The sequence below is a fragment of the Pseudogemmobacter bohemicus genome (assembly GCF_003290025.1).
Taxonomy (GTDB): Bacteria; Pseudomonadota; Alphaproteobacteria; order Rhodobacterales; family Rhodobacteraceae; genus Pseudogemmobacter; species Pseudogemmobacter bohemicus.
The window spans coordinates 417,034-438,947 of sequence record NZ_QNHG01000002.1 but is presented as its reverse complement, the minus strand read 5'-3'; the positions used below and the strand labels follow the sequence as shown (position 1 = coordinate 438,947).

24 protein-coding genes and 2 pseudogenes are annotated in these 21,914 nt (G+C 61.8%); 15 read left to right on the top strand and 11 right to left on the bottom strand.

Going from position 1 to position 21,914, the window contains the following annotated elements; all coding sequences use genetic code 11:
- Positions 1-6: 6 nt before the first annotated feature.
- From DRF71_RS10175 to DRF71_RS10165, 3 genes are read left to right on the top strand one after another with little or no spacing between them, the layout of a single operon-like run.
- Positions 7-603, top strand: a complete 597-nt coding sequence (locus DRF71_RS10175) for an SCO family protein (RefSeq protein WP_112310451.1) — start codon at positions 7-9, stop codon at positions 601-603.
- 2 nt (positions 604-605) lie between these two features.
- Positions 606-1,085 (top strand): copper chaperone PCu(A)C, encoded by a 480-nt coding sequence (locus DRF71_RS10170; RefSeq protein ID WP_112310450.1) that lies wholly within the window; start codon positions 606-608, stop codon positions 1,083-1,085.
- Positions 1,064-1,675, top strand: coding sequence for an SCO family protein (locus tag DRF71_RS10165; RefSeq protein ID WP_112310449.1), 612 nt, complete (start codon positions 1,064-1,066; stop codon positions 1,673-1,675). Before DRF71_RS10170 ends, DRF71_RS10165 begins: the two co-directional genes overlap by 22 nt.
- A 53-nt stretch (positions 1,676-1,728) precedes the next feature.
- On the opposite strand, the gene DRF71_RS10160 is transcribed toward DRF71_RS10165, so the two are convergent.
- Together DRF71_RS10160 and DRF71_RS10155 are read right to left on the bottom strand one after the other, a co-directional pair.
- Positions 1,729-3,801, bottom strand: a complete 2,073-nt coding sequence (locus tag DRF71_RS10160; RefSeq protein ID WP_112310448.1) for a heavy metal translocating P-type ATPase — start codon at positions 3,799-3,801, stop codon at positions 1,729-1,731.
- On the bottom strand, positions 3,798-4,010 hold the full coding sequence (locus DRF71_RS10155) for a heavy-metal-associated domain-containing protein (RefSeq protein ID WP_112310447.1): 213 nt from the start codon (positions 4,008-4,010) through the stop codon (positions 3,798-3,800). Before DRF71_RS10155 ends, DRF71_RS10160 begins: the two co-directional genes overlap by 4 nt.
- 126 nt (positions 4,011-4,136) lie before the next feature.
- On the opposite strand from DRF71_RS10155, the gene DRF71_RS10150 reads away from it, so the two are divergent.
- Complete coding sequence (locus DRF71_RS10150; RefSeq protein ID WP_112310446.1) at positions 4,137-4,559, top strand: MerR family transcriptional regulator; 423 nt, start codon at positions 4,137-4,139, stop codon at positions 4,557-4,559.
- Between the two features lie 38 nt (positions 4,560-4,597).
- Here the strand turns inward: DRF71_RS10150 and DRF71_RS10145 are convergent, their stop codons facing one another.
- Both DRF71_RS10145 and DRF71_RS10140 read right to left on the bottom strand, forming a co-directional pair.
- Complete coding sequence (locus tag DRF71_RS10145) at positions 4,598-5,038, bottom strand: MerR family transcriptional regulator (RefSeq protein WP_112310445.1); 441 nt, start codon at positions 5,036-5,038, stop codon at positions 4,598-4,600.
- A gap of 82 nt (positions 5,039-5,120) precedes the next feature.
- Positions 5,121-5,462 carry a Na+/H+ antiporter subunit C gene (locus DRF71_RS10140; RefSeq protein WP_112310444.1) on the bottom strand — a complete coding sequence of 114 codons (342 nt, stop codon included), beginning with the start codon at positions 5,460-5,462 and terminating at the stop codon, positions 5,121-5,123.
- Between the two features lie 243 nt (positions 5,463-5,705).
- Here DRF71_RS10140 and DRF71_RS10135 point away from each other — a divergent pair, with 243 nt between their 5' ends.
- From DRF71_RS10135 to DRF71_RS10105, 7 genes are all read left to right on the top strand, one after another.
- Positions 5,706-6,113, top strand: a complete 408-nt coding sequence (locus DRF71_RS10135; RefSeq protein ID WP_112310443.1) for a hypothetical protein — start codon at positions 5,706-5,708, stop codon at positions 6,111-6,113.
- Positions 6,114-6,151: 38 nt separating this feature from the next.
- On the top strand, positions 6,152-7,540 hold the full coding sequence (locus DRF71_RS10130) for a PepSY-associated TM helix domain-containing protein (protein WP_112310442.1): 1,389 nt from the start codon (positions 6,152-6,154) through the stop codon (positions 7,538-7,540).
- A gap of 372 nt (positions 7,541-7,912) precedes the next feature.
- Positions 7,913-9,784 (top strand): cytochrome c peroxidase, encoded by a 1,872-nt coding sequence (locus DRF71_RS10125; RefSeq protein WP_232831433.1) that lies wholly within the window; start codon positions 7,913-7,915, stop codon positions 9,782-9,784.
- Positions 9,768-10,652 (top strand): phosphate/phosphite/phosphonate ABC transporter substrate-binding protein, encoded by an 885-nt coding sequence (locus DRF71_RS10120; protein WP_112310440.1) that lies wholly within the window; start codon positions 9,768-9,770, stop codon positions 10,650-10,652. Before DRF71_RS10125 ends, DRF71_RS10120 begins: the two co-directional genes overlap by 17 nt.
- 4 nt (positions 10,653-10,656) lie before the next feature.
- Entirely contained in the window at positions 10,657-11,418 is a 762-nt protein-coding gene (locus DRF71_RS10115; RefSeq protein ID WP_112310439.1) for a phosphonate ABC transporter ATP-binding protein, read from the top strand.
- Entirely contained in the window at positions 11,402-12,187 is a 786-nt protein-coding gene (gene phnE / locus DRF71_RS10110) for a phosphonate ABC transporter, permease protein PhnE (protein ID WP_112310438.1), read from the top strand. The genes DRF71_RS10115 and phnE overlap by 17 nt, the downstream gene beginning before the upstream one ends.
- A complete protein-coding gene (locus tag DRF71_RS10105) occupies positions 12,187-12,531 on the top strand; it encodes a hypothetical protein (protein ID WP_112310437.1) in 345 nt (114 codons plus the stop codon). The genes phnE and DRF71_RS10105 overlap by 1 nt, the downstream gene beginning before the upstream one ends.
- Before the next feature lie 69 nt (positions 12,532-12,600).
- Here the strand turns inward: DRF71_RS10105 and DRF71_RS28580 are convergent, their stop codons facing one another.
- Positions 12,601-12,750 carry a hypothetical protein gene (locus tag DRF71_RS28580; RefSeq protein WP_232831432.1) on the bottom strand — a complete coding sequence of 50 codons (150 nt, stop codon included), beginning with the start codon at positions 12,748-12,750 and terminating at the stop codon, positions 12,601-12,603.
- Positions 12,751-12,787: 37 nt separating this feature from the next.
- Positions 12,788-13,018: a hypothetical protein gene (locus DRF71_RS10095; protein WP_112310436.1), complete on the bottom strand. Its 231-nt coding sequence runs from the start codon at positions 13,016-13,018 to the stop codon at positions 12,788-12,790.
- Positions 13,019-13,620: 602 nt separating this feature from the next.
- Here DRF71_RS10095 and DRF71_RS10090 point away from each other — a divergent pair.
- Together DRF71_RS10090 and DRF71_RS28575 are read left to right on the top strand one after the other, a co-directional pair.
- On the top strand, positions 13,621-14,304 hold the full coding sequence (locus DRF71_RS10090) for an ArsR/SmtB family transcription factor (RefSeq protein WP_112310435.1): 684 nt from the start codon (positions 13,621-13,623) through the stop codon (positions 14,302-14,304).
- Positions 14,305-14,327: 23 nt separating this feature from the next.
- Positions 14,328-14,504 (top strand): annotated as a pseudogene (locus DRF71_RS28575) (metal ABC transporter permease); the annotation flags it as partial.
- A gap of 258 nt (positions 14,505-14,762) precedes the next feature.
- Here the strand turns inward: DRF71_RS28575 and DRF71_RS10080 are convergent.
- A complete protein-coding gene (locus tag DRF71_RS10080) occupies positions 14,763-15,725 on the bottom strand; it encodes an arsenic resistance protein (RefSeq protein ID WP_112310434.1) in 963 nt (320 codons plus the stop codon).
- A gap of 57 nt (positions 15,726-15,782) precedes the next feature.
- Positions 15,783-16,139: an ArsR/SmtB family transcription factor gene (locus DRF71_RS10075; RefSeq protein WP_112310433.1), complete on the bottom strand. Its 357-nt coding sequence runs from the start codon at positions 16,137-16,139 to the stop codon at positions 15,783-15,785.
- A gap of 581 nt (positions 16,140-16,720) precedes the next feature.
- Between DRF71_RS10075 and DRF71_RS10070 the strand changes: the two genes are divergently transcribed.
- Both DRF71_RS10070 and DRF71_RS10065 read left to right on the top strand, forming a co-directional pair.
- Complete coding sequence (locus DRF71_RS10070; protein WP_112310432.1) at positions 16,721-16,990, top strand: metal-sensing transcriptional repressor; 270 nt, start codon at positions 16,721-16,723, stop codon at positions 16,988-16,990.
- Between the two features lie 124 nt (positions 16,991-17,114).
- Positions 17,115-18,425, top strand: a complete 1,311-nt coding sequence (locus tag DRF71_RS10065; protein ID WP_112311247.1) for an MFS transporter — start codon at positions 17,115-17,117, stop codon at positions 18,423-18,425.
- 142 nt (positions 18,426-18,567) lie between these two features.
- On the opposite strand, the pseudogene DRF71_RS10060 reads toward DRF71_RS10065, so the two are convergent.
- From DRF71_RS10060 to DRF71_RS10050, 3 genes and pseudogenes are all read right to left on the bottom strand, one after another.
- Positions 18,568-19,746: pseudogene (locus DRF71_RS10060) on the bottom strand (trans-sulfuration enzyme family protein).
- Between the two features lie 30 nt (positions 19,747-19,776).
- Complete coding sequence (locus DRF71_RS10055) at positions 19,777-20,316, bottom strand: prolyl-tRNA synthetase associated domain-containing protein (protein WP_157971027.1); 540 nt, start codon at positions 20,314-20,316, stop codon at positions 19,777-19,779.
- 14 nt (positions 20,317-20,330) lie between these two features.
- Positions 20,331-21,503, bottom strand: coding sequence for an MFS transporter (locus DRF71_RS10050; protein WP_198672138.1), 1,173 nt, complete (start codon positions 21,501-21,503; stop codon positions 20,331-20,333).
- Between the last annotated feature and the right edge of the window lie 411 nt (positions 21,504-21,914).

Sequence of the window (21,914 nt, the reverse complement as noted above, 5' to 3'; positions counted from 1 at the left end):
CTGAGCATGAACCTTCGCAAAATCCGCCTCGCCCTTTGGGGCGCTGTTGGCCTCGCCGCCATTGCCTCCGGGGCGCTCTACCTCCAAAGCCGGCAGCAAAGCTCTGCTCCGGCCGTTATCGGCTCGTTACAGCCCGAATTCGACCTGCCCGACACCAACGGAAAGCAGCGCACCAGCGCTGAATTCCGCGGGAAGTATCTCCTGGTGTTCTTTGGGTTCACCAATTGTCCGGATGTCTGCCCGACCACCATGACCGAAGTGGCCGATGTGATGGATGCTCTTGGTGCCGATGCCGCCAGGGTGCAGCCCATTTTCATTTCCATTGACCCTGTGCGCGATACTGAACTGGGGCTTGGGGAATATGTCGGGATGTTCCATCCCTCGATCCTAGGACTTGCAGGCAGCGAGGCGCAAACCAAAGCCGCCGCCGAGAGCTTTCGCATTCACTTCAGCCGCGAAGCCGACCCCAACGCGCCTGACGGCTATACGATGTCGCACAGCCCCGCCCTTTATCTGGTCGGGCCGGACGGAGAATGGCTGCGCCAGTATGGTTATGGAACTCCGGCGGCAGAAATAACCCAGGACCTCCAGGAAAGGCTGTGACGATGAAGACCCTTCTGTATTCGGTGCCATTTTTGCTGATCGCCTCTTCCGCGATCGCCGGATCCTGTCCTCAATGGACCGTTGGAGATCTGGTGATCGACGCGGCCTGGTCGAAGGCCACCATTGGCGACGCCCGCCCCGGCATCATCTACTTCACGGTTACCAATACCGGCGCCGAGGCCGACAATCTGACGGGTATCGCGACCCCTGCGGCCGAAATGCCGATGCTGCATGAAACCGTCGTTACCGACGGTATCGCCAGCATGCCGCATGCGCCGGCCATCCCTGTGCCCGCGAATGGCAGCGTGTCGCTTGCCCCCGGCGGGTATCACGGAATGCTGATGGGGCTGACCGCTGCGCTTGCGAAAGGCGATACTTTCCCCGCCACGCTGACCTTCGAGCGTGCCGGAACCGTTGAAATCGAGGTTGCCGTTGAGGCGCTTACCGCGAGGGAGCCCACATGCCGACAAGACGCCAGCTGATCCTCGGCACGGGGGGCATTCTGGCCCTGGCGGCGGGCACCCTGGCGCTTGGTGCCTGGCGCAGCCGGTCTGGTGTCGCACCTGCCCCCCCCTCTGCCGATCTGCCCCTTCCCCTGACGGCGATGAGCTGGCAGCTGACCAGTCACCTCTCGGCCAGGGTGGGTCCGGGTGACTGGGTCGGCAGGCCGGCCCTGGTGTTCTTTGGCTTCACCTGGTGCCCGGATGTCTGCCCCACCACGCTGATGAATATCGCGGGCTGGCTTGAGGAGCTGGGAAGTGAGGCGGATAAGCTGACCATTGCGCTGATCAGTGTCGATTCCGAGCGCGATACGCCCGAGGTGATGAGCGAGTATGTCGCCATGTTCGATCCGCGGATCCTGGGCCTGACCGGCTCGCCCGAGGAAATTGCCCTGACCGCAGCCGAGTTCCGTATTCGCTATGAAAAGGTTCCGCGCGATGATGGGGATTACACCATGAACCATACGGCCGGTGTCTTCCTGTTCTACCCGGATGGCCGCTTTGCCAGCATCATCGACTTCCACGAAGACCCGCAATTCGCGGTCCCGAAAATCAAGCGTATCCTCGCCTGATAACGGCACAAGCGATGTGAAAAAGGCCCGTGGTTTCCCACGGGCCTTTTGCGTTACTTCTGCCGGATCAGCCGCGAGGAATTGGCAAGAATGCCAATATCCGGGATCGACTGCGCTGCAGCGGCGACAACCGGCGGGATGACCCCAGTTGCAGCGAGGGTAAGGCCAACCATGTTGTAAAGCGCGGTGAAGGCGATGTTCATCCGCACCACACCCATCGTGCGCCGCGCGATACGGAAGCAGTCGGCGACCAGCCCCCAATCTTCACGCATCAGCACGATATGCGCCGCTTCCATGGCCACATCGGTACCACCGCCCATGGCGATGCCCACCTCGGCCTGCGCCAGCGCCGGCGCATCGTTCACGCCATCGCCCACCATGACAACGCGGTGACCTTTGGCCTGATATTCGCGCACCACACGGATCTTGTCTTCAGGCAGAAGATTGGCCTGAAAACCGATCCCCAGCGGGCCTGCGATGGCTGTGGCCGTGCGCGCGTTGTCACCCGTCAACAGCTCGATCCGGGTGATGCCCAGCTTGCGGATTTCCTCGATCGCGGTTCCCACTTCGGGCCGGACCGTATCCATCGCCGCAATGATCCCTGCGGGTTTGCCATCGACCGCAAGGATCAACAGCGTCTTGCCCTCGGATTCAAGCCGCGCGATATCGGGCTGGTTTTCATCCACCGCCACAAGGCGCCGGTTGCCGATATCCACCGCCTGGCCACCGATCACGGCCTTGATCCCCTTGCCGGGAACCGCCTCGAACCGCTCGGGCTCACCTGCACGCACGCCTTGTTCGCGGGCATGAAGGCGCACAGCCTCGGCCAGAGGGTGCTCTGAATGCCGCTCGGCCGTGGCGGCGAGTTGCAAGAGTTCCTCCTGGCTGCGACCATCGAACGAGACGATATCGGTGATCTGCGGCTTGCCCGTGGTCAGGGTGCCGGTCTTGTCGACCAGAACCACATCTGCGGCCCGGATCGCTTCGACATATTTCCCGCCCTTGATGAGAAGGCCGCGTTTCGCCGCCGCCCCGATCGAGGCCATCATGGCAATCGGTGTGGCCAGAGCGAACGAGCACGAACACGCCACCACCAGAACCGCGACCACCGCCATCACATTGCCGCTGAGATAGTAGGTCAGGAGCGCAATCACGATCACGACCGGCAGATACCAGGCGCTGAACTTGTCGGCCAGGAGCTGCATCTCGCCGCGATTGGCCTCGGCCTCTTCGACCAGCTTGACCGTGCGGCCAAAGGTCGTGTCGCGCCCGATGCGTTCGGCCCGCAGCCGCACATGGCCAAGCTTGGCCAGGGTCGCGGCAAAGACGCGGTCTCCGGCTTCGGCCTCGACCGGCATGCTTTCGCCGGTGATCGCCGCCTGATCGAAAGTCGCCTGCCCGTCGATCACGGTGCCATCGACCGGCACCCGCTCGCCCGGGCGGACGATGATGGTGTCACCGACCACAACCTGCTCGACCGGGATCTCAACCTCTTCGCCATCCCTCTCCACCCGCGCCATCGTGGGCGCCAGAGCGTTCAGCTCCTTCAGAAGCTTGCGGGCTTTCTCGCTGGTGAAACGCTCGACAAAGACCCCGATGCGCATGAAGAAAATGACAATCGCGCCTGTGGCCCATTGCCCGGTAACCAGTGCGGCCACAGCGCCGATGCTCATCAGCGTGTGGCTGGTGACTTCAAGGCGCATCGCCGATTTGATGACGCCCCAGAAGATCGAGGCGCCAAAGGCCACCACCACCAATGTGCCGGCCCACATGGGCACCCGGTCGGTCACGGCGTCAAAGAGGCCAAGCCCCTCGCCCGCCACGACCAAAAGCAGGATCACGCCAAAGACCAGCCCCAGCACCATGAACATCTGGCGCTGGAAGTCATTGCCCTGCTTTACATAATCAGGCTCTTCGACCTGCGGGACGGTGAAACCGACCCGCTCGATCATGGCCTGCAAGGCCTCACGCGTGACCTGTTTCGGATCGATCTCGATGACCGCCTTTTCGGCGTTCAGCAGGACTTCGATCTTCGACACGCCCGGCATTTTGCTGACCGCCCGCTGCACCTTCTTGGCACAGGCCGAGCAGTCCATTCCCCCGATGGGAAGCTCAAGTGTCGTCATGCCGGCACATCAAACCCTTCGTCTTCGACAACCTCAATGACAGCCGCCTTGCTGGTTTTGGTGGGGTCGAAGGACACGGTTGCATTATTCTCTGCGAGAGAAACCTTCACGGTCTCGACGCCCGCGACCGCACCGACGGCGGCTTCGATCTGCTTGACGCAAGAGCCGCAATCCATGCCCTCGATCTTGAACTGGATGGTTTCCGACATGATTTTCTCCTTGGAGTCGAATTGACGAATCGAAACTAATCTCTGTAGTTACTATAGGGTCAAGTCTGAAAATACACTGCGAGATCGCGGCAAATGCCCTGCAGGCCGCATCCGGGAGATTCTGTTGTGAAAGCGCAAAGCCTGACCATTGGCACCCTGTCGCGACTTACTGAAACCAAGGTGGAGACGATCCGCTTCTATGAAAAATCGGGGCTCTTGCCCGAGCCCGGGCGCACGGAAGGCAATTACCGCGCCTATGAGGTCGAGCATCTCAACCGGCTCAGCTTCATTCGCCGCGCCCGCGCGCTAGGCTTTTCGCTCGATCAGATCCGCGAATTGTTGCGCCTGTCGGACGACCGGTTCCGCTCCTGCGATTCTGTGGATGCGATCACCCGTGAGCATCTCATTGAGGTAGAGCAAAAGCTTTCTGATCTCAAAGCGTTGCAAGCAGAGCTGAGCCGGATGCTCACCCAATGCAGCTGTGGCACAGTTGCAGATTGCCGCATCATTGACGCGCTTTCTCCGGTCCGGAACGCTGGCCCCAACTGAAATCCGAATGCCCCCGGGAGGCAGCGAGGCCGACCGGGCTAATGTTCACTCACGACAGTCCCTGCGCGGCACTCTTCCCGGCAAAGCGTGTGATTTCCAAGCACTTCGATCACCCGGCAATCTGAAATCAGACCACCTCTGCTGTGATCGAGCATGCGCTCCAGCTCTTGTTGCAGCGCAAGGAGCCGCACGATCCTGGCCTTTACGGCGCCCAATTGCCTGCGCGCAATCGCATCCGCAGCATCGCAGGTTTGGTCAGGCTGGTCCGAGAGGCTGAGCAGTTCGCGTATCGCCTCAAGAGGAAATCCAAGATCGCGCGCATGACGGACAAAGCTCAACCTCTCCAGCGCCTCGCGCCCATAGAGCCTTTGATTGCCACCCGTGCGCCCGGGCTTTGGCATCAGGGCGATTTGCTCATAATAGCGGATGGTCGGGACCTTGACCCCGGTGGCTTCCGAGAGCTTGCCAATTGTCAGCATCGCGTTCCCTCACCTGACTGTGGCAGGCCAGCAGCCACCGGATGCTTCACCGGTTTCCCTGCCCGGTCTCTTTCCACGGATTTCATTTGCTCTCCTTGCCATCAACATGGTCTGTGCCGGTCATCCCGCGTGCGACGATGATCACCACCAGGAACAAAGCAGTCGCCGCGAAGCTGATCACAATCGCTGTCAGAACCAGGGCTTGTGGGAGTGGATCGGCATAGGCGGCAGCGTCGACATACCCGCCTTCCGGCATGATTGGAGCGCGCCCGACCGTCAGTCTGCCCATCGAGAAGATGAACAGATTGACGGCATATGACAGAAGGATCAGGCCGCAGATCACCTGAAAGGTCCGAGGCCGCAGGAGCAGCCAGATCCCGGAGCCACTGAGCACTCCGATTGCTGCAGACAGGACAAGTTCCATCGCGACGCTCCGTTCTGATTGAGCGCGATTCACGTTGACGTTGGCAGCGAAGACCAGGCTCACAGGAAAGCTGGGTCCTGTAGTAACTATAGACTCAAGGCCTGTTTTCGTATTTTGCGGCGACACCCGATCACATTTCCGCTAGGCTGCGGAATCTGTTGGCAACATTCGCCGGATCAGGGTGTGGCAACTTTGTCATCCTGACGCATTGTCCGAATTCCTCCCTACGGCTAGAGTGCAGCAATGGGCCCGACGCCGCTTTCATATCTGCGTGTGATCGCATTTTGGGCAATGTTGTTGCCCTTCTCGGCGACGGCGCTGATCGGCAAGGGCGTCATGCCGGTCATAGGCTCAAACGGCATCATCATGCTGGTGATCTGTACCGGCCAGGGCATGATTGAAATGCCCGTCGATGCGGTCACGATGGAACCAGTTGCCACAGCGGACGGGGGAAGCCGCACACCTGCTGCCAGCCCGGATCAATGCACCTGGGCGATGGCCCATCCAGGCCTCGACCTGCCGATTGACACCCCGATCCTGCCAGCGATTGCAACTGCCGGGAGCATTGCGCCCGGGCTGCCGCCAACCATCCTGCTGGTGGCAGCTGAAACCGGGCTGCCGCCAGCTACGGGGCCCCCATCAGCGTTCTGAAACCAGCTCATCCCAGACCTTTCAGAACGGATACCCAGATGAACAACCATGCAACCAACGGGGCTCAAAGTGCCCTGCAGGCCGCTGCGACGCCTGCGCAGGCCTCAAACATCTATCGCGCCGTCTGGCGCTGGCATTTTTATGCAGGCCTGTTGGTCCTGCCCTTTATGATCACCCTCGCCATCACCGGAGCGATCTACCTTTTCAAGGATGAGATCGACCCGCTGGTTCATGCGCGCTTCATGCAGGTCACCCCGGTGGAGGGCGCCAGACTTGCGCCGTCAGAGATTGTCGATGCCGCGCTTGCAGCCCAGCCCGGAACGGCGTTGAAATACACTGACCCTGCGCATGACGGGCTTTCCACCGAGATCACCATCCAGCCCGAAACAGGGGAGCGCATGGCGGTCTATGTCGATCAGTACAGCGGCAAGGTCCTCGAGGTGCGTCCGGACCGCAGTACCTTTGCATGGACTGTCCGTTATCTGCACTCGTTCCGCCTGTTCGGCGCCACCCCAAGGATGATCATCGAGATCGTCGGCGGCTGGTCGATCCTTCTGGTGCTGACAGGGATCTGGCTTTGGTGGCCTCGCGGCCAGCGCGGCGGCGTTGTCTCGGTCCGCGGCACACCGGCGCGGCGGGTATTCTGGCGCGACGCCCATGCTGTCACGGGGATCTTCGTCGGCGGATTTATCGTCTTCCTGGCTGTGACGGGCATGCCCTGGTCGTCTGTCTGGGGCGCAAAGGTCAATGAAATGGCCAATGGCGGGAATTACGGCTACCCGAACGGCCTCTATATCGGCGTGCCGATGTCAGAGGATCACTCCAACCATATCGCGCAAACCTCCTGGTCGCTGGAGCAGGCCCAGGTCCCGGAGACCAGCCCGATGATGGCCGGGATGGAGCCGATCGGGCTTGATGCCATTGTCGAGATTGTGCAGGCCGAAGGTCTGCATCGCGGCTTCTCGGTCGCGCTGCCGCAATCGGAGACCGGGGTTTATTCGGCCTCGGTCTATCCCGATGACCTGAGCCAGCAGCGGATGATCCATCTTGATCAGTATAGCGGCATGCCGATGGTCGATCTCAGCTATGCCGATTACGGTGCTGCGGCGAAGTGGCTGGAATTCGGGATCAATACCCATATGGGCCAGACCTTTGGTTTGTGGAACCAGATCATCCTGACGCTGGTTTGCGCGGCAATCGTATTCCTTGCGGTTTCCGCAGGCGTGATGTGGTGGAAGCGCAGGCCCTCGGGCAAGCTTGGCGTGCCGCCGCTGCCGACGGATCGCAAGGCCTTTGTCGGGCTTTTCCTGATCCTTGGAGTCGGCGGGCTGATCTTCCCCCTGACCGGCCTCTCCCTTCTGGTCATGCTTGCGCTTGATCTGATTGCGCAACGCCTCGCTGGAACGAGGCCTGGTATCCCGGCCTGAGCCGCAAACACAGGAATAAAGGGGCGGGCCATTCGATCAGGCCGGCCCGCCCCTGTCTGTGTTGAGCCGGGGATCAGCCCGGCCGCCTCCGTTTGCACGAATGGCCCCTCAACCGGCATTGCGGCCTTCCATGGTCGGTCCCGGCAGACAGGGCACACAGCCATGGCCTTTCCGGATTTTGAAATTAGTTGAGAATGCTTCGCAATTTCATTGACTGTTGCGAATGATTTGCAATACAAACTGGCGACGCCACATGGCTGTGCTGCGCCGGACCATGGCGCAACAAGGCTGCGGTTTTCCGGCGGCATGAATTCGACACAGGCTGCTACCCCTCCGAGCACTTATGCCAGAAAGGGCACTATGCGATCCATATTGAGAGCCACGGCGGCGACACTTGCCCTGGCGGCCTGCCTGTCTGCCTTCTCCGCGTCAGCCGATGTTGTGAAGGAAGTGCCCTGGCATCCTGCGACGGCCAGCTACCGCACCGGCCTGTTCCTTGCGGATCTGGTTCCGCCACAATGGGATCGCATTCGTGAATCCTACGCGGCCCCCCTGCCAAGTGCCTCGATTGCCCGCCCGGGGCAGGGCTACTTCGATGCGCTGCCCGATGGAATTGGCGCAGCGGTTCTGGCCGCAATCGAAGCCGAAGACGCGCAGGCTCTGTATGAAGCCTCGACACGCGGCCTTTCTGTTATGACACGTCAGGCGCTGGCAGAAGCCGAAGCGGGGCTGGCCGATCCGGGGCTTGCGCAGCGCAAGATCCGTGAGGCGCAGGCCTATTATCGCGGGTTCGAAAGCTTCGTGATGGAGGTCGATCCGGAAGGCGGGCGTCGGGTCGGTGCGGCATGGCTGGACATTGTCGGAGCAGCCGGCAGTGCCGGGATCATGGGCGTGGGCGCGATTGCGGGAAATGCTCAGGACTTTGCCGAGGCGCGCGCCACGATCGAAACCTACCTGCTGGCAAATTTTGAACCCGCAGATTTTACCGAGCGGGATGGCCTGACCCCCTTGCCGGAAACCATTGTCGCTGCAAAGGGAGAGGTTCAGGTCGCCCCCTGGCTGCCGCCGGGCAGCGATCTGATGGATCAGGATCCTTTCCCGATGCTGGTTCTGAATTTTGAAGAACGTGGCATTGACGAGACCGATCTGCCGCTGGTGGCTTACGGCGACATGCTGTTCGACAGCCCCAATATCTTTGGCGAACCGGCAAAATCCCTGGGGATCACCTGCTCCACCTGCCATAACCGCAGCGACATCAACCAGCGCTTCTTTATCCCCGGCATCAGCCATCAACCCGGTGCGGCGGATGTGCGCGGATCTTTCTTCAACCCCGGCTTCAATGACTGGCGCGGCGACAGCCTCGATATTCCCTCGCTGCGGGGGACGCGGTTCACGGCGCCCTATGGTCGCGACGGGCGCTTTGCCAGCCTCAATGAATTCAACCGCAATGTCATCGTCAACGAGTTCGGCGGGCCTGAGCCGACCCCGTATCAGCTCGATGCGTTGCTGGCCTACATGCTGGAGTTCGACTTTCTGCCGAATGCGCGCATCGACAATCTCGGTCGCCTGACCGCAGGCGCCAGTGAGGCCGAGTTGCGCGGTGAAGCGCTGTTCCGCAAACCCTTTCCGCAGATGGACGGCATGGCCTGTTCCTCCTGCCATGTGCCGTCATCGAACTTCCTCGACCGTAAGGCTTATGATATCGGCTCGAAAACCGGCAGTTATGAGGGCGCGCGCGATGGTGCCTTCGACACGCCAACCCTGCTCGGCACCGTCTACACCGCACCCTATTTCCACGACGGCTCACTGCCCACACTTGCCAGTGTCGTTGACTGGTTCGACACCCGCTACAAGCTTGAACTCGGCGAAAATGAACGCGCCGATCTGACCGCCTATCTGGAAGCGATCGGCGCAGCAGACGAGCCCTATCAGACTTTCGAGGGCCGCAATTCCGCGTTCCGCCTCGCATGGGAAGAGCTGACGACCTTCGCCAGCACCTATGACACGCTGGCAAAAAGCCGGGACGCGGAAAACGCCATTCTCATGCTGGAGACGGTGGCCGGCGATCTTGCTCTCGATTCGACCGCGATGGTCAACAGCGCGGCGCGCACGCGGGTTCTGGAAATGGCCGGTTTGCTGGACGGGATGCGTGCTGCGGTCGGCCGCGATGACTGGGATGGCGCGGGCGAAATCTGGGCCAGTTTCAAGGATCTGCAGGAGCGCCACGATGAAGACATGTATTGATCTGGCCATCGGTCGGCGCGGGTTGCTTCTGGGGGGACTGGCGCTTGGGCTTGCCCCCCAGGTCGCGCTTGCGCAATCGGAGGGGCTGACACTGGCCTTCGTCCCGCAGGAAGATCCGCAAAAGCTGCTGGATGACATCAAGGGCATCACCGACTGGCTGAGTGCCGAGCTTGGCATGCCTGTCCGGGGCTTTGTCACCTCGGATCATGCGGCAGCGGTCGAGGCCCTGCGCAATGGCGATGCCGATATCTCCTTCCTGGGCGCCCTGCCTTACGTTCTGGCCAATGAATATGCCGGTGCCGTGGCCATCCTGCAGGAGGTCTATTTCGGCAAACCAAGCTACACGTCGCGGATTTTCGTGCGCCGTGACAGCGGCATCACCACGCTGGACCAGTTGCGCGGCAAGAAGATCGCCTTCGCTGACCCGATCTCGGAATCGGGCTATTTCTACCCGCTGGATCTGTTCGCCGAGGCCGGGCTGATCAAGCGCGGCGGCGATCCCGGCACTTTCTTTGACCGGGTGATTTTTGCGGGGGGTTATCAGCAATCCATTCAGGCTTTGGCCAATGGTCTGGTCGATGCGGCGGGCAGCAGCCAGTATGCTGACCTTCTGCTCACCCCGGCACAGCAGGTTGAGGTGACATGGATCGCAGAGTCGCGCCCCATCCCCTCGCACAGTGTCATCGCGCGCCCCGATCTGGACCCCGCGCTGCAGGCCGCCTTTGTCACGGCAATGATGCGGCTGAATGAGCCGGAACTGCGCCCGCTGCTGCGCTATGTCTACAATCCCGACGGCTATGTGCCCGCCGATCTGGCGTCTTATGAAGAGGTCCGGCAGATGGCGCGTGCCTGGGGGCTTTTGCAGTAATCCAATGGATGCGGTTGCGCTGAAAAGCATTTCCTTTGCCTATCAGGCCACAACGGCAGCCGCGCTTTCGGTGCCGGATCTGCGCATTCCGCAGGGCCAGCGGGTGGCGCTGATCGGCGCCTCCGGTGCCGGGAAAAGCACGCTGATGCGGCTGTTGGACGGGCGGCTTCGGGGCTGGCAGGGCCGGGCCAGGGTGCTGGACCAGGAGCTTGACCCCACCCGCCGTCCGCCCCGCGCATGGCGCCGGCAGGTGGGGTTCATCTTCCAAAGCTATGCCCTGGTCGAACGCCTTGATCTGCACGCCAATGTGCTGAACGGACGCCTTGGGCATATCTCTCCCTGGGCCAGTCTGACGGGGCGGTTTTCACCCCGGGACCATCAGATCGCCCATGCCGCGCTGGCCGAGGTGGGCCTGGCCGATCTGGCAGGGCGGCGCGTTGACAGGCTGAGTGGCGGGCAAAGGCAACGGGTCGCCATTGCGCGCTGTCTGGCGCAGGAACCCGCGATGATCCTGGCCGATGAGCCGATCAGCAGCCTTGACCCGGAAACCGCCGCAACCGTCTTGCAGCTTTTGCAAGCCATCGTCCGCCAGCGCGGGGCGACCCTGATCCTGTCCTCGCACCAGCCGCAGCTTATCGCGCCCCATGTTGATCGCTTCATCGCCATGGATGCCGGGCGCATTGTCTTCGACGGGAGACCCGCCGATCTGGATGAGGAGAGGCTCGCCGCGATCTACAAGGGGGCGTCAGATGTCCGCGCCGCGTGACTATGAGGGGATCCGGCGCAGCGCATTTGGCAGCTTTGTCACCTGGGCTGTGGTCGCTGCTGTGCTGATCTGGGCCGCCGCTGACCCGGAGCTGGAGCTCAGCCGCCTTGCCGAAAGCGGCCCGCGGATCGTCGAGTTTCTGGGCCGGATGGTGCCGCCCGATCTGTCGGTGCTTTCGGTGGCATGGGCTTCAACGGCGGAAACCCTGCGTATCGCCATTCTGGGCACGGTCGGTTGTATCGTGCTGTCGATCGGCTTCGGCATTCTGGGTGCCCAGAACCTTACGCCTGCCTGGGTTCATGTGCCGGTCAAGGCCCTGCTGGCGGTCATCCGGGGCATCCCTCTGATACTCGTCGCCATGTTGATGGTGGGGGCGGTTGGCCTTGGCGCCTTGCCGGGGATCCTGGCCATCGCCTTTCATGCAACGGGCATGCTGGCCAAATTCTATTCCGAGGCCATTGAAAGCATCGCGCCCGAGCCGGTCGAGGCGCTGGAAAGCGCCGGCGCCTCTTTTGTCCAGCGCATGCGTTTTGGGGCCTGGCCGCAAATCGCCCCGGATATCCTGCGCGATACGCTGTTCCGGTTCGAGATGAACCTGCGCGAGTCCCTGATCCTTGGCATCGTGGGTGCCGGGGGGATCGGTTTCTATATCCAGACCTATGTGCGCTCCTTCCAATACGACAAGGTGGCAACGCTGGCGCTTGTGGTGATCGCGATCATTGTGATGATCGAACTGGTCAACAATGCGCTGCGGCGCCGGTTGCGGTGATGAAAAACCTGCTCGCCGATCCGGATCGGTCTGTGGCGCTCTGGCGGCTGGCCCTGCTGGGGCTGGCGGCCTTCTTTCTTGCCGCGATTGCGCTGCCGGTCGCAGTCTTTCTGCTGCATCCCTCCCCCGACACCTCGCCACAGACAGCGGCCATATCAGGCTTCTGGGGGCCATGGATACTTCCGGGGCTGTATTTTTGGTGGGCATGGGCCTCTGTCCTCGTCCGGGCAAGTCGCGCGGATGAGAGCAGAGCCGGGGGTTTCACCCTTGTCATGCGTGCGGGTCTTCTGGCCCCGGTGCTTTCATTTCTCGTTGCCTGGGCTTTGTTTCAGATCAACGGCTGACATTCTTCAAACCGCGATCGAATCCGGTCACCATGTGTTTGGCCCCGAGACAGATGAAGGGCATGACCTTCACCCGGTGACTTCCTGGATATAGCCTTGGTCACCCAGGGTGACGGCATGGGCAAAGGCGGCCCCAGCCACCAGCAGGCAGAGGCTGAACAGCAGGAGACCTGCCACCAGCCCGCGCGCCTGCAACCGCGTGACGCGGGCAGTTCGCATGGAGTTCAGTGTTTTTTCCAAAGATGTTGTTGATCTGTCAGGCCATCAGGCCCGGCTCAGACAGCAGCAGGTCTCGGAGGTTGCCTGAGGCCATCCCGCGCGATGCCCTCGGGCGGGTTGCCGCCCGCAGGCCGTGCGGCCGGCGGTGGGAAAGGATCGGGGATATGGTTTCAGCAGCTACGACGATCTCTGCGGTCTGATGGCCGTGGTCTGCGGCATTTTGGCCAACCGGGCCATGGGCATGACCATGCTCTTCGATTGCCGCCATGACACACTGCCCTTCCACCAGGGCTTCCGGAGCATGGCTGTAAGCCTGGCTGAAAAGCGAGAAGCACAGAGCCAGACAAAGCACTATCCCTGTTCAGGGGAAGCGCGCCCCCGGCATGCTCCGAGGGGGCGGGGTTGAGCGGATGCTTGTGCTGCAAATGCCTGTGCCGATATGGACCCGGTCTCTGCGCAGCCTGCCCCGGGGGATCCCCTGCGTCCAGACAGTCACATCCTCGCACTGTGGCTCGTCCGTGCGGCTAAAGGGGCACGACCATCCACTCAGGTCTTCTCTCGTCCATCGGCGTGATCATTGCCTGCAAGTTCTTGTGCCGCGACAGTAACGACCAGGAACAATGCAGCCGTATCAACACTGATAACGCTACGGCTGTAATGCGCCAGCGGCCTGATGCCGGAGTGCCGCGTGATTGGCAGCCTGTATGTTTGCCCCCAGGATTCATCCGCATGAGGATCGTGCCTGACATTGTACGGGCGGCTTCCATCCTCGATGGGCGTTCCGGGTTATACAAATTGAACGGCACGCAGGATTGTGCCGGCTGTCGGTGGTTGCTACCCTCATTCAACGATAGTTATGAATGAGCCCCTATGCTGTTTCCGGCCTGCACCACACCGAAACAGGAGATATTCGAGAGCCTCGCCTCACTGGCGCAGGCTGTCGGTCATGTGAATCGCCTGGAACTGCTGGAGCATCTGGCGCAGGGGCCCCGGACGGTTGAGGATCTGAGTCTGCGCTCGGGCATGGCCTTTGCGAATACCTCCCGGCATCTGCAAATTTTGCGCCGCGCGGGTATCGTGCGCACCGAGAGAGAGGGCAAGTTTGCCCGCTACAGCCTGAACGGGACGGCAGAGATCGTGCTTCTCATTAAGGCACTTGGTCAGGCGGCAGAGAAACATGACGCTGCCGTAGACCGCGCGCTGAACACGCATTTCCGCAATCACGACGCAAGCCCTCCGCTTCGTCGTGAGGAACTGGCCGAAAGGCTTCGTGCGGGGGGCAGCCTTGTCATAGACGTGCGCGCCGAGGACGAGTTTGCGGTGAGCCATATTCCTGGTGCGTCAAACATCCCGATGTTTGACCTTCATAACCACCTGGAAGATCTGCCGGCAGGTCGCGAAATCATCGTCTATTGCCGGGGCCCCTATTGCGCGCAGGCCTATGAAGCGGTCGGTTTCCTGCGATCCCAGGGAAGAACTGCGATCCGTCTGGAAGATGGCTTCCCCGAATGGCGTGCTTTCGGTTTCCCGGTTCATATCCCGGACGTGGCCTGAAACCTCTGGCGTCGGGGTGGCGGGGCGCGATTGCATTCCTGCTCACCCGCAGTTTCGGAAAAATGCTCGTGGTCTCGGTCGTGGTCTGTCTCATCTCCATGCCGGGCCGCGTTAACGCCAGTTTTTTCCTGAACTCCGCGCCCGCCCCGACCGTCGTTCTGATCCTGACCGCGATCTTCATTGCTGCTTTTCTGCGGCGTGGTCGGCCAGACAAAACGCAAAACGGGTCTCGCCTGTCCAGCCGGGCGGCTTGCGCCAGGCAGGTGATCGATGGCAAATTCCGATGGCGCGCGCATGTCGATGATCTCGTCGAAACCCAGAGTTCGGGGATCGGACAGGGAGGTCGGGGTTAGCGGCATATCAAGGATCCCGCGCGGCTCGTCGCTGTCATCCAGGCATGCCCAACCGCTTTCCATCTCCGGCCCGGGAGGCGCAGCATCGGGTCGGCATCCCGCCTTTCATCCTGGAGTTTTGCCGGTCATCCCTACCCGAGGCAGGATCCGAATGTAGATCAGGGAGGCTACGAGTTCAACAAGGGTCTGCGTCACGATCACCGCTGGCAGAACCGGGATCGCCCCCGGGACGGCCAGTGCGAGCGGAAGCACGACGAGAGAGTTCCGTGTTGCGGTCGAAAAGCTTACGGCTCGCCCCGCAGGGGAGTTCAGGGTGAAAACCCGCGCAACACCCCAGCCGAGGGCAGGCGCGATGACCGCAAAGGCCACATAGATGGGCAGGGCGGTCAGGGAAGCCCGGCTGGCTGCACCGAGGACAGGCACTGTGGCCCCGACGACCAGGAACAGGACGAGGCCGGTCGCCGGCACCGGCAACAGCCCCAGCACATTGCTGATGCCTTGTCCCGCCCGGGAATGTTTTGCCCAAAGCTGAACCAGGCCCGCACAGATCAAAGGCATCATAATCAGCCCGGTGAATGCATGAAGAAAGGGGGCCATGCTTATGAGGCCCGCCGCCTCATCGCCCAGCATGAGGCGCAGATAAAGCGGCAGCAAAGCCATCTGAACCAGCAGCAGGATTGGGGTGGATGTCAGCAGCAGCCTTGCATCTGCCCGGCCCAGATGGGCGAAAGTGATGACATAGTCGATACAGGGCGTCAGTAGCACCATCAGGATACCAAGACGGAGCATCGCATCGTCAGGGCTGAACTGCAGCAGGATGTAGGCCAGGACTGGGGCGATCACAAAGTTACTGACCAGCAGGGCACCCAGAAAGCGGGTCTCCCGAAAGCCTTTGCCAATATCCGGGAGGGGCACCTGGAGAAAGGTCACGAAAAGCATGAGGGCCAACGCGGGATTGATCGCGATATCCAGCCTGCCCATTGTCGGGACAAGGAGGCCCGTGATCGCGGCGAGCGCGACCAGGCCGAAGTAGATCAACACCTGATGGCGTTCCAGAATATCTCGCATTTTTTTGGTCCTGATATGTCGCCCAGGCCCCCGTTACAGCCAGAGCAAACAGGGAAGTCAGCGGCCCGGCGCGGTTGGCCTGCCTTCACATTTCGCGAAGAGCGCGATTGCCTCATCACAGTGTTTGCAGTGGCCATGGCAACAGTCATGCATCAGGAAGGCCACGAGGGATGAAAGCGCAGGAAAGCGGGCGCTGTAGACGATGGATTTTCCCTCACGCCGGCTTTCAATCAGCCCGGCATTCTCGAGTTCTTTCAGATGAAAGGAGGTCCGCTGGGGCGAGCCATCCAGCCCGTTCGCAATGGCACCCGATGCGAGCCCGTCCGCGCCGGCGGTGACCAGGGCCCGAACGATTCTGAGCCTCGTTTCCTGTGCAATTGCGGCGAACCCACGAAGCGCCTCATCCTGATTCAATTCAATACTCCTTTTAGCGTTGTGTAGATTGCGATCACAACGATTGCAATTCGCTATCGCGTGCTGTTCTGCGCACCCTGAGCCAGAAACCCTGCGCCGGGCCGCAGTGGCCGTAAAGCACGCTCGGCCAGGTCGAAAGTGATCGCTGCATTCCGGCGCATAACCCGGTGCATATACTGATGATCATGGGGACGGGATACGGGCCGTCTGCCCAGACACAAGAGCCGCGACTGGCGCTGCAGCCAACGCAGGACAAGATCGCTGTGTCATCAATCTGACAAGGCTGGAAAATACTTGTTCGGCTGCCCACGCGGATGGTGGGGGCAATTCCACCAGCTATGAACAGGGTCACGGCTTTCCCGGTCAGGCAGGCGAACTGACGGCGGCTTTCACCGGCAACCACGGCTGTTTCTGGCGCAACCGCACCGGGGAACCGGTGACGCTGACCATCCGAACAGGTGGCGATTATGCCGAGATGAAACGGCCCTGACATCTCTGCGGCTGGCGCGGATCATCGCGCCAGCCGTTCCATGCCCGCTTACGCATTGCCGGATCCCCCATCCGGGGATAGTCCTGTCATCATGGCACATTCGCATGATCACATCACCCACCCCGACATCGTCAAGCGCCTGAAGCGCGCGGAAGGGCACTTGCGCCATGTTATCGGGATGCTGGAGAACGGCAAACCGTGCCTCGACACCGCCCGGCAATTGCTCGCGGTTGAGCGCAGTCTTGTCGCGGCAAAGCGCCAGATGATCCATGACCACATGGATCACTGCCTGGGAATGGCAGATGATGAGGCCGGTCCTCATGCGCCGGAAGACATCCGGGCGCTCGCCAGGCTGCTCTGAAATATCCCCCAGGGGGGATTGAGGTTTTCATATCTTCGGGTGTATCCCCCCTGGGGGGATGCTGCGCAGTTCCTTCATTCAGGATCCTGATGCCGGATGTCCCAGGACAGGCAACGAGGATGCCATGCTTTCGGTTTTGCAAAACCGCACCTATCGCCATCTGTTTGCGGCTCAGGTCATCGCCCTGATCGGCACGGGATTGATGACTGTGGCGCTTGGACTGCTGGCCTATGATCTGGCCGGAGCCAATGCCGGGGCCGTTCTGGGAACCGCGCTGGCGGTCAAGATGATCGCCTATGTCGGGGTGGCACCGGTTGCGCAGGCGCTGTCTGACCGTCTGCCGCGCCGGGTGGTGCTGGTGAGCCTGGACCTGGTCCGGGCAGCGATTGCGCTGCTTCTGCCTTTCGTCAGCGAGATCTGGCAGATTTACCTGCTGATTTTCGTGCTGCAGGCCGCATCCGCCGGCTTCACCCCGACCTTTCAGGCCGTGATCCCCGACATCCTGCCTGACGAGGCGGACTATACCCGCGCCCTGTCCCTCTCGCGGCTGGCCTATGATCTTGAAAGCCTGCTTTCGCCGGTTCTGGCGGCGGCATTGCTGATGGTGGTCAGCTTCAGCGCGCTCTTCTCCGGCACGGTCTTCGGCTTCCTGATCTCGGCCTTGCTGGTTGTCAGTGTGACGCTGCCAGGCACCATACCCGGGCCAAAGCGCGGGATCTGGGAGCGCACCACGCGGGGATTGCGCATCTATCTCGCCACCCCCCGTCTGCGTGGGCTGCTGGCGATCAGCCTTGCCGTCTCAGCCGCCGGAGCGATGGTGATCGTGAACACGGTGGTGCTGGTCAAGATGCGCTTCGGTTTGGGCGAGGCCGAAGTTGCCTGGGCGCTCGCAGCCTTTGGAGGCGGGTCGATGATTGCCGCCTTCGCCCTCCCCCGGCTTCTGGATCGGATCGGGGACCGCAGGGCTATGATCGGTGGCGCGGTCCTGTTGGTCTTCGGAACCGCGATCGGCGCGCTGGTCAGCAGCTATGCGGCCTTGCTGGGGCTTTGGCTGGTGATCGGTTTTGGCTACAGCGTTGCGCAGACCCCTTCTGGCCGCCTGCTGCGCCGCTCTGCGCATCCCGAAGACCGCCCTGCAATCTTCGCCGCGCAATTCGCACTGTCCCATGCCTGCTGGCTGATCTGCTATCTCCTCGCAGGGCGATTTGGGGCAGCCTTCGGGATTGAGGCCACCTTTGTGATGATGGCGCTGATCGGCACCGCAGGGATCCTGCTCGCGCGGCACCTCTGGCCGGCAGCGGAACCCGATGAGATTGCGCATCACCACCCCGACCTGCCGTCAGACCACCCTCACCTGAGGATGCATGGGACGAAGAGCCATCATCAACACGCTGTGATTATCGACGATCAACACCGGACCTGGCCGGCGGCATAGCATTGGCTTCACCCATGCTATAGACGTCTTCGGCCTTCGGCAGCCGACCGGCAGAGAGACCATCGGGAACCCTGATCGGCATGGCCCCCGTCTCAACGCGAAAGTGGGACGATGGGGCCGTGGCCCCATCGGCAAAATCGGATCAGTCGAGTGCCTGTTTCAGATCGGCAATCAGGTCCCCGGCATCCTCCAGCCCGACCGACAGGCGCACCAGGCCATCCACGATGCCGCGCCGGGCGCGTTCTTCGGGGGTTACGCCATAATGGGTGGTGGTGATTGGCTGGGTCACAAGGCTTTCGACCCCGCCAAGGCTGGCAGCAATGGTGAAATATTTCAGCCTGTCCACCACTGCCGCCGTGGCGGCCGCATCGCCGTCATAGACGAAGCTGATCATGCCGCCAAAGCCGCTCATCTGCGAGGCGGCGACGTTGTGGCCGGGAAAGTCGGGCAGGCCGGGATAGTTGGCGCGCTTCACCTTCGGGTGGGCTTGCAGGAACTTCGCCACCGCCATCGCGGTGGCATTCTGGTGGTGGACCCGCACGGCGAGGGTGCGCAGGCTGCGGGCCAGCAGGAACGCCACCTCGGGCGCCATCATCTGGCCAAGATTCTTGCGCCAGGTCCAGATCGGGGTCAGCAGCTCGCCCCGGCCGATCACCACGCAGCCGGTCAGATCGCTGTGTCCGCCGAGGTATTTGGTGGTCGAGTGGATCACCAGATCGGCGCCAAGCTCCAGCGGCGACTGGTTCACCGGCGAGGCGAAGGTGTTGTCCACCACCACCAGCGCCCCCGCCGCCCTGGCCACTTTCACCGCCCCGGCGATGTTGATAATCTCCATCTGCGGGTTGGTCGGCGTCTCGAAGAACACGATGCGGGTGCGGTCTGTCAGCACCTCTGCAAGCCGGTTGATTTCCGAGCCGAGCAGGAAGGTGGTGGTGATCCCCACATTGGGCAGGTTGTCGCCCAGAAGTTCGAAGGTGCCGCCATAGACATCGCCGATGCAGATGATGTTGTCGCCGGTTTTTCAAAAGGCGAGGAAGGTCGCCGCCTCGACCGCCATGCCGGAGCTGAAGGCCAGCGCACCTTCGCCGCCTTCCAGCAGCGCCAGCTTGCGCTCGGTCGCCCTGATCGTCGGGTTCAGGCCGTAGCGGGTGTAGAGGTTCCCCTCGGTGCGACCCTCGACCACATCAAGCAGCGCCGCTGTCGACGGGAAACCGAAGGTCGAATGGTTGTAAAGCGGCGTATGGATGCCGCCCTGCACATCGAGTTGTGCGCCACCATGCACGCAAAGCGTGGAAAGGCCGGGTCTGGGATCAACGGTCATCTGTCTTCTCCGTTTGGCAGGGAACCGCGCCTAGTCCGGCAGCGGCATATCGAAATCGACGATCAGCGGCTCATGCCCGCAGGAGCGGATGAAGCTCAGCAACTCCTGCGGATGCAGGCCGGTGCTTTCGGTGTTGATCAGCGGATGGAAATTCAGCTGTTCCGCCCCCATCAGCCCGGCGTCGATCACCGGCGTCACGGCCTGGGTGGTGTCATTAATCAGCCCGAGGGGCGTCAGCGCGCCGGGCTGCACGCCGAGGTATTCCTGAACCCGCTCGGCCGGGGCGAAGCCGACCTGACCCTTGCCGCCGATCCTGCGATGCAGGGTCTTGAGGTCGATCATCCGGTCTTCATGGAAGGACAGCAGAAAATGGCGGGCCTTTTTGTCCTTGATCAGCAGGTTCTTGGTGAAGGTGCCGGTCATTGCGCCACGCAGCGCCTTGCCTTCCTCGACGGTCTTGTGCGCGGGGTAAGGCACGGTCGGTACCGCGATGTTCAACTCGCGCAGGCGGGCAACAAGCCGCGCGCGGGCGGCTTTCTCGCCCTCTTTTGCAGGACTCATATCTTCCATGATGTCTCTCACTTTCAGGGGGTCTGTGTCGCCCGTCCGCGCAAAGCGAACCAGATCAGCGCCAATGCAGCGAGCGCGAGCCAGGGCAGCAGGATTGCGTTCAGCATCTGCCAGCCGAACAGTTGCAACAGACCGCCTGCGCTGAACGAACAGGCCAGACCGACTGCGAAAATGGTCATGTCGTTGGTGGCCTGCGCCCGGCTTTTCTCGGCCGGGCTGTAGGTCGTCGTCAGCAGGGTGGTGCCGCCAATATAGAGAAAGTTCCAGCCGATCCCCAGCATGACCAGCGCCGAGGCGAAGGATGTAAAGCCGGTGCCGGTAAAGGTCAGCGCGACATGGGCGGCAAGGATCGCCACCCCGGCCAGCATGATCTGGACCACCCCGAAACGGGCGATAAGCGCCCCGGTAAAGAAGGATGGCAGGAACATACCGAGCACATGCATCTGGATCACCGTGGCGGATGCCGCGAGATCGTGCTGGTGATGCTTCATGGCAATCGGGGTCGCCGTCATTGCAAGGATCATCACGCCGTAGCCGGTCAATGCGCTGAACAGCGCCACCAGATATGCGGGCTGTGTGACGATCTCTGCCCAGGAACGCCCCGGACCATCATATTGAAGCTGGGCTTTGGCAGCCGGTTCTTTCAGCCCCATCAGCACGCCGACGGCCAAAAGGGAGACAACGGCCAGAATGAGGAACGAGCCAAGATAGGCCGGGGTCAGCAGCGAACCGCCAAGGCGCCCCAGCAACGGTCCCAGCAGCGCGGCCACGATACCGCCGGCCATCACGTAAGAAATTGCACGGGAACGGAACGCATCATCGGCGACCTCACTGGCCGCAAATCTGTAGAATTGCGCGAAGGCCTGGTAGCTTCCGACCAGCATGGTCCCGAACGACAGCAGGTATAGCTGCGAGAGCCAGATCCCGGCGGCCGCGATGACGCCCCCTGCGATGCCAAGCGCCGCCCCAAGCAGAAATCCCGCCCTTCGGCCGAAGCGTGCCATAAGATGCGACGCCGGAAAGGTCATCAGCGCAGTGCCGAGGAACATGGCCGCAATCGGCATTGTGGCAAGTTCGGGCCTGGGAGTGATCTGCGCCCCGGCAAGTCCGCCGACCGTCATCACCAGCACCGAGACTGTCTGGAAAAGCGCTTGTGCGGAGGCCAGGAGGAAAACCTGGCGGTGCATTCTGTTTCCGAGCATCGATTCCCGCCCTCAACAAGGTCACATGATCTTATTCAATGAATGAATTGACTGATGTATTGTTGGGCATGTCTTGTCAACATCCCTTTGCCGGGAAACGGTCCCATCAGAGGGAGCCTGCCCGGACGGCACCAGCGCCCTACTCTCACGTCTTCACCTGATGCGGTGAATGCAGATGACGCAGACCCCAAATCCGCGTTTCCTGAAGGGTTTGCCCTTGTTGTGAAGGCACTTTCCGCGCCCAATCGGTTCTCAATCCGCAAACAGCGTGCCCAAATGGAGGCAGGCCTCGAGGCTCGTGCAGGCCGGGTCAGTTCGAGCGTGGCCTTGCGGGGGAATGAACCGCCCGATCCGATGGTCGCGATGCGCTTCCAAAGGCCCTTTCCGACGAAAGGG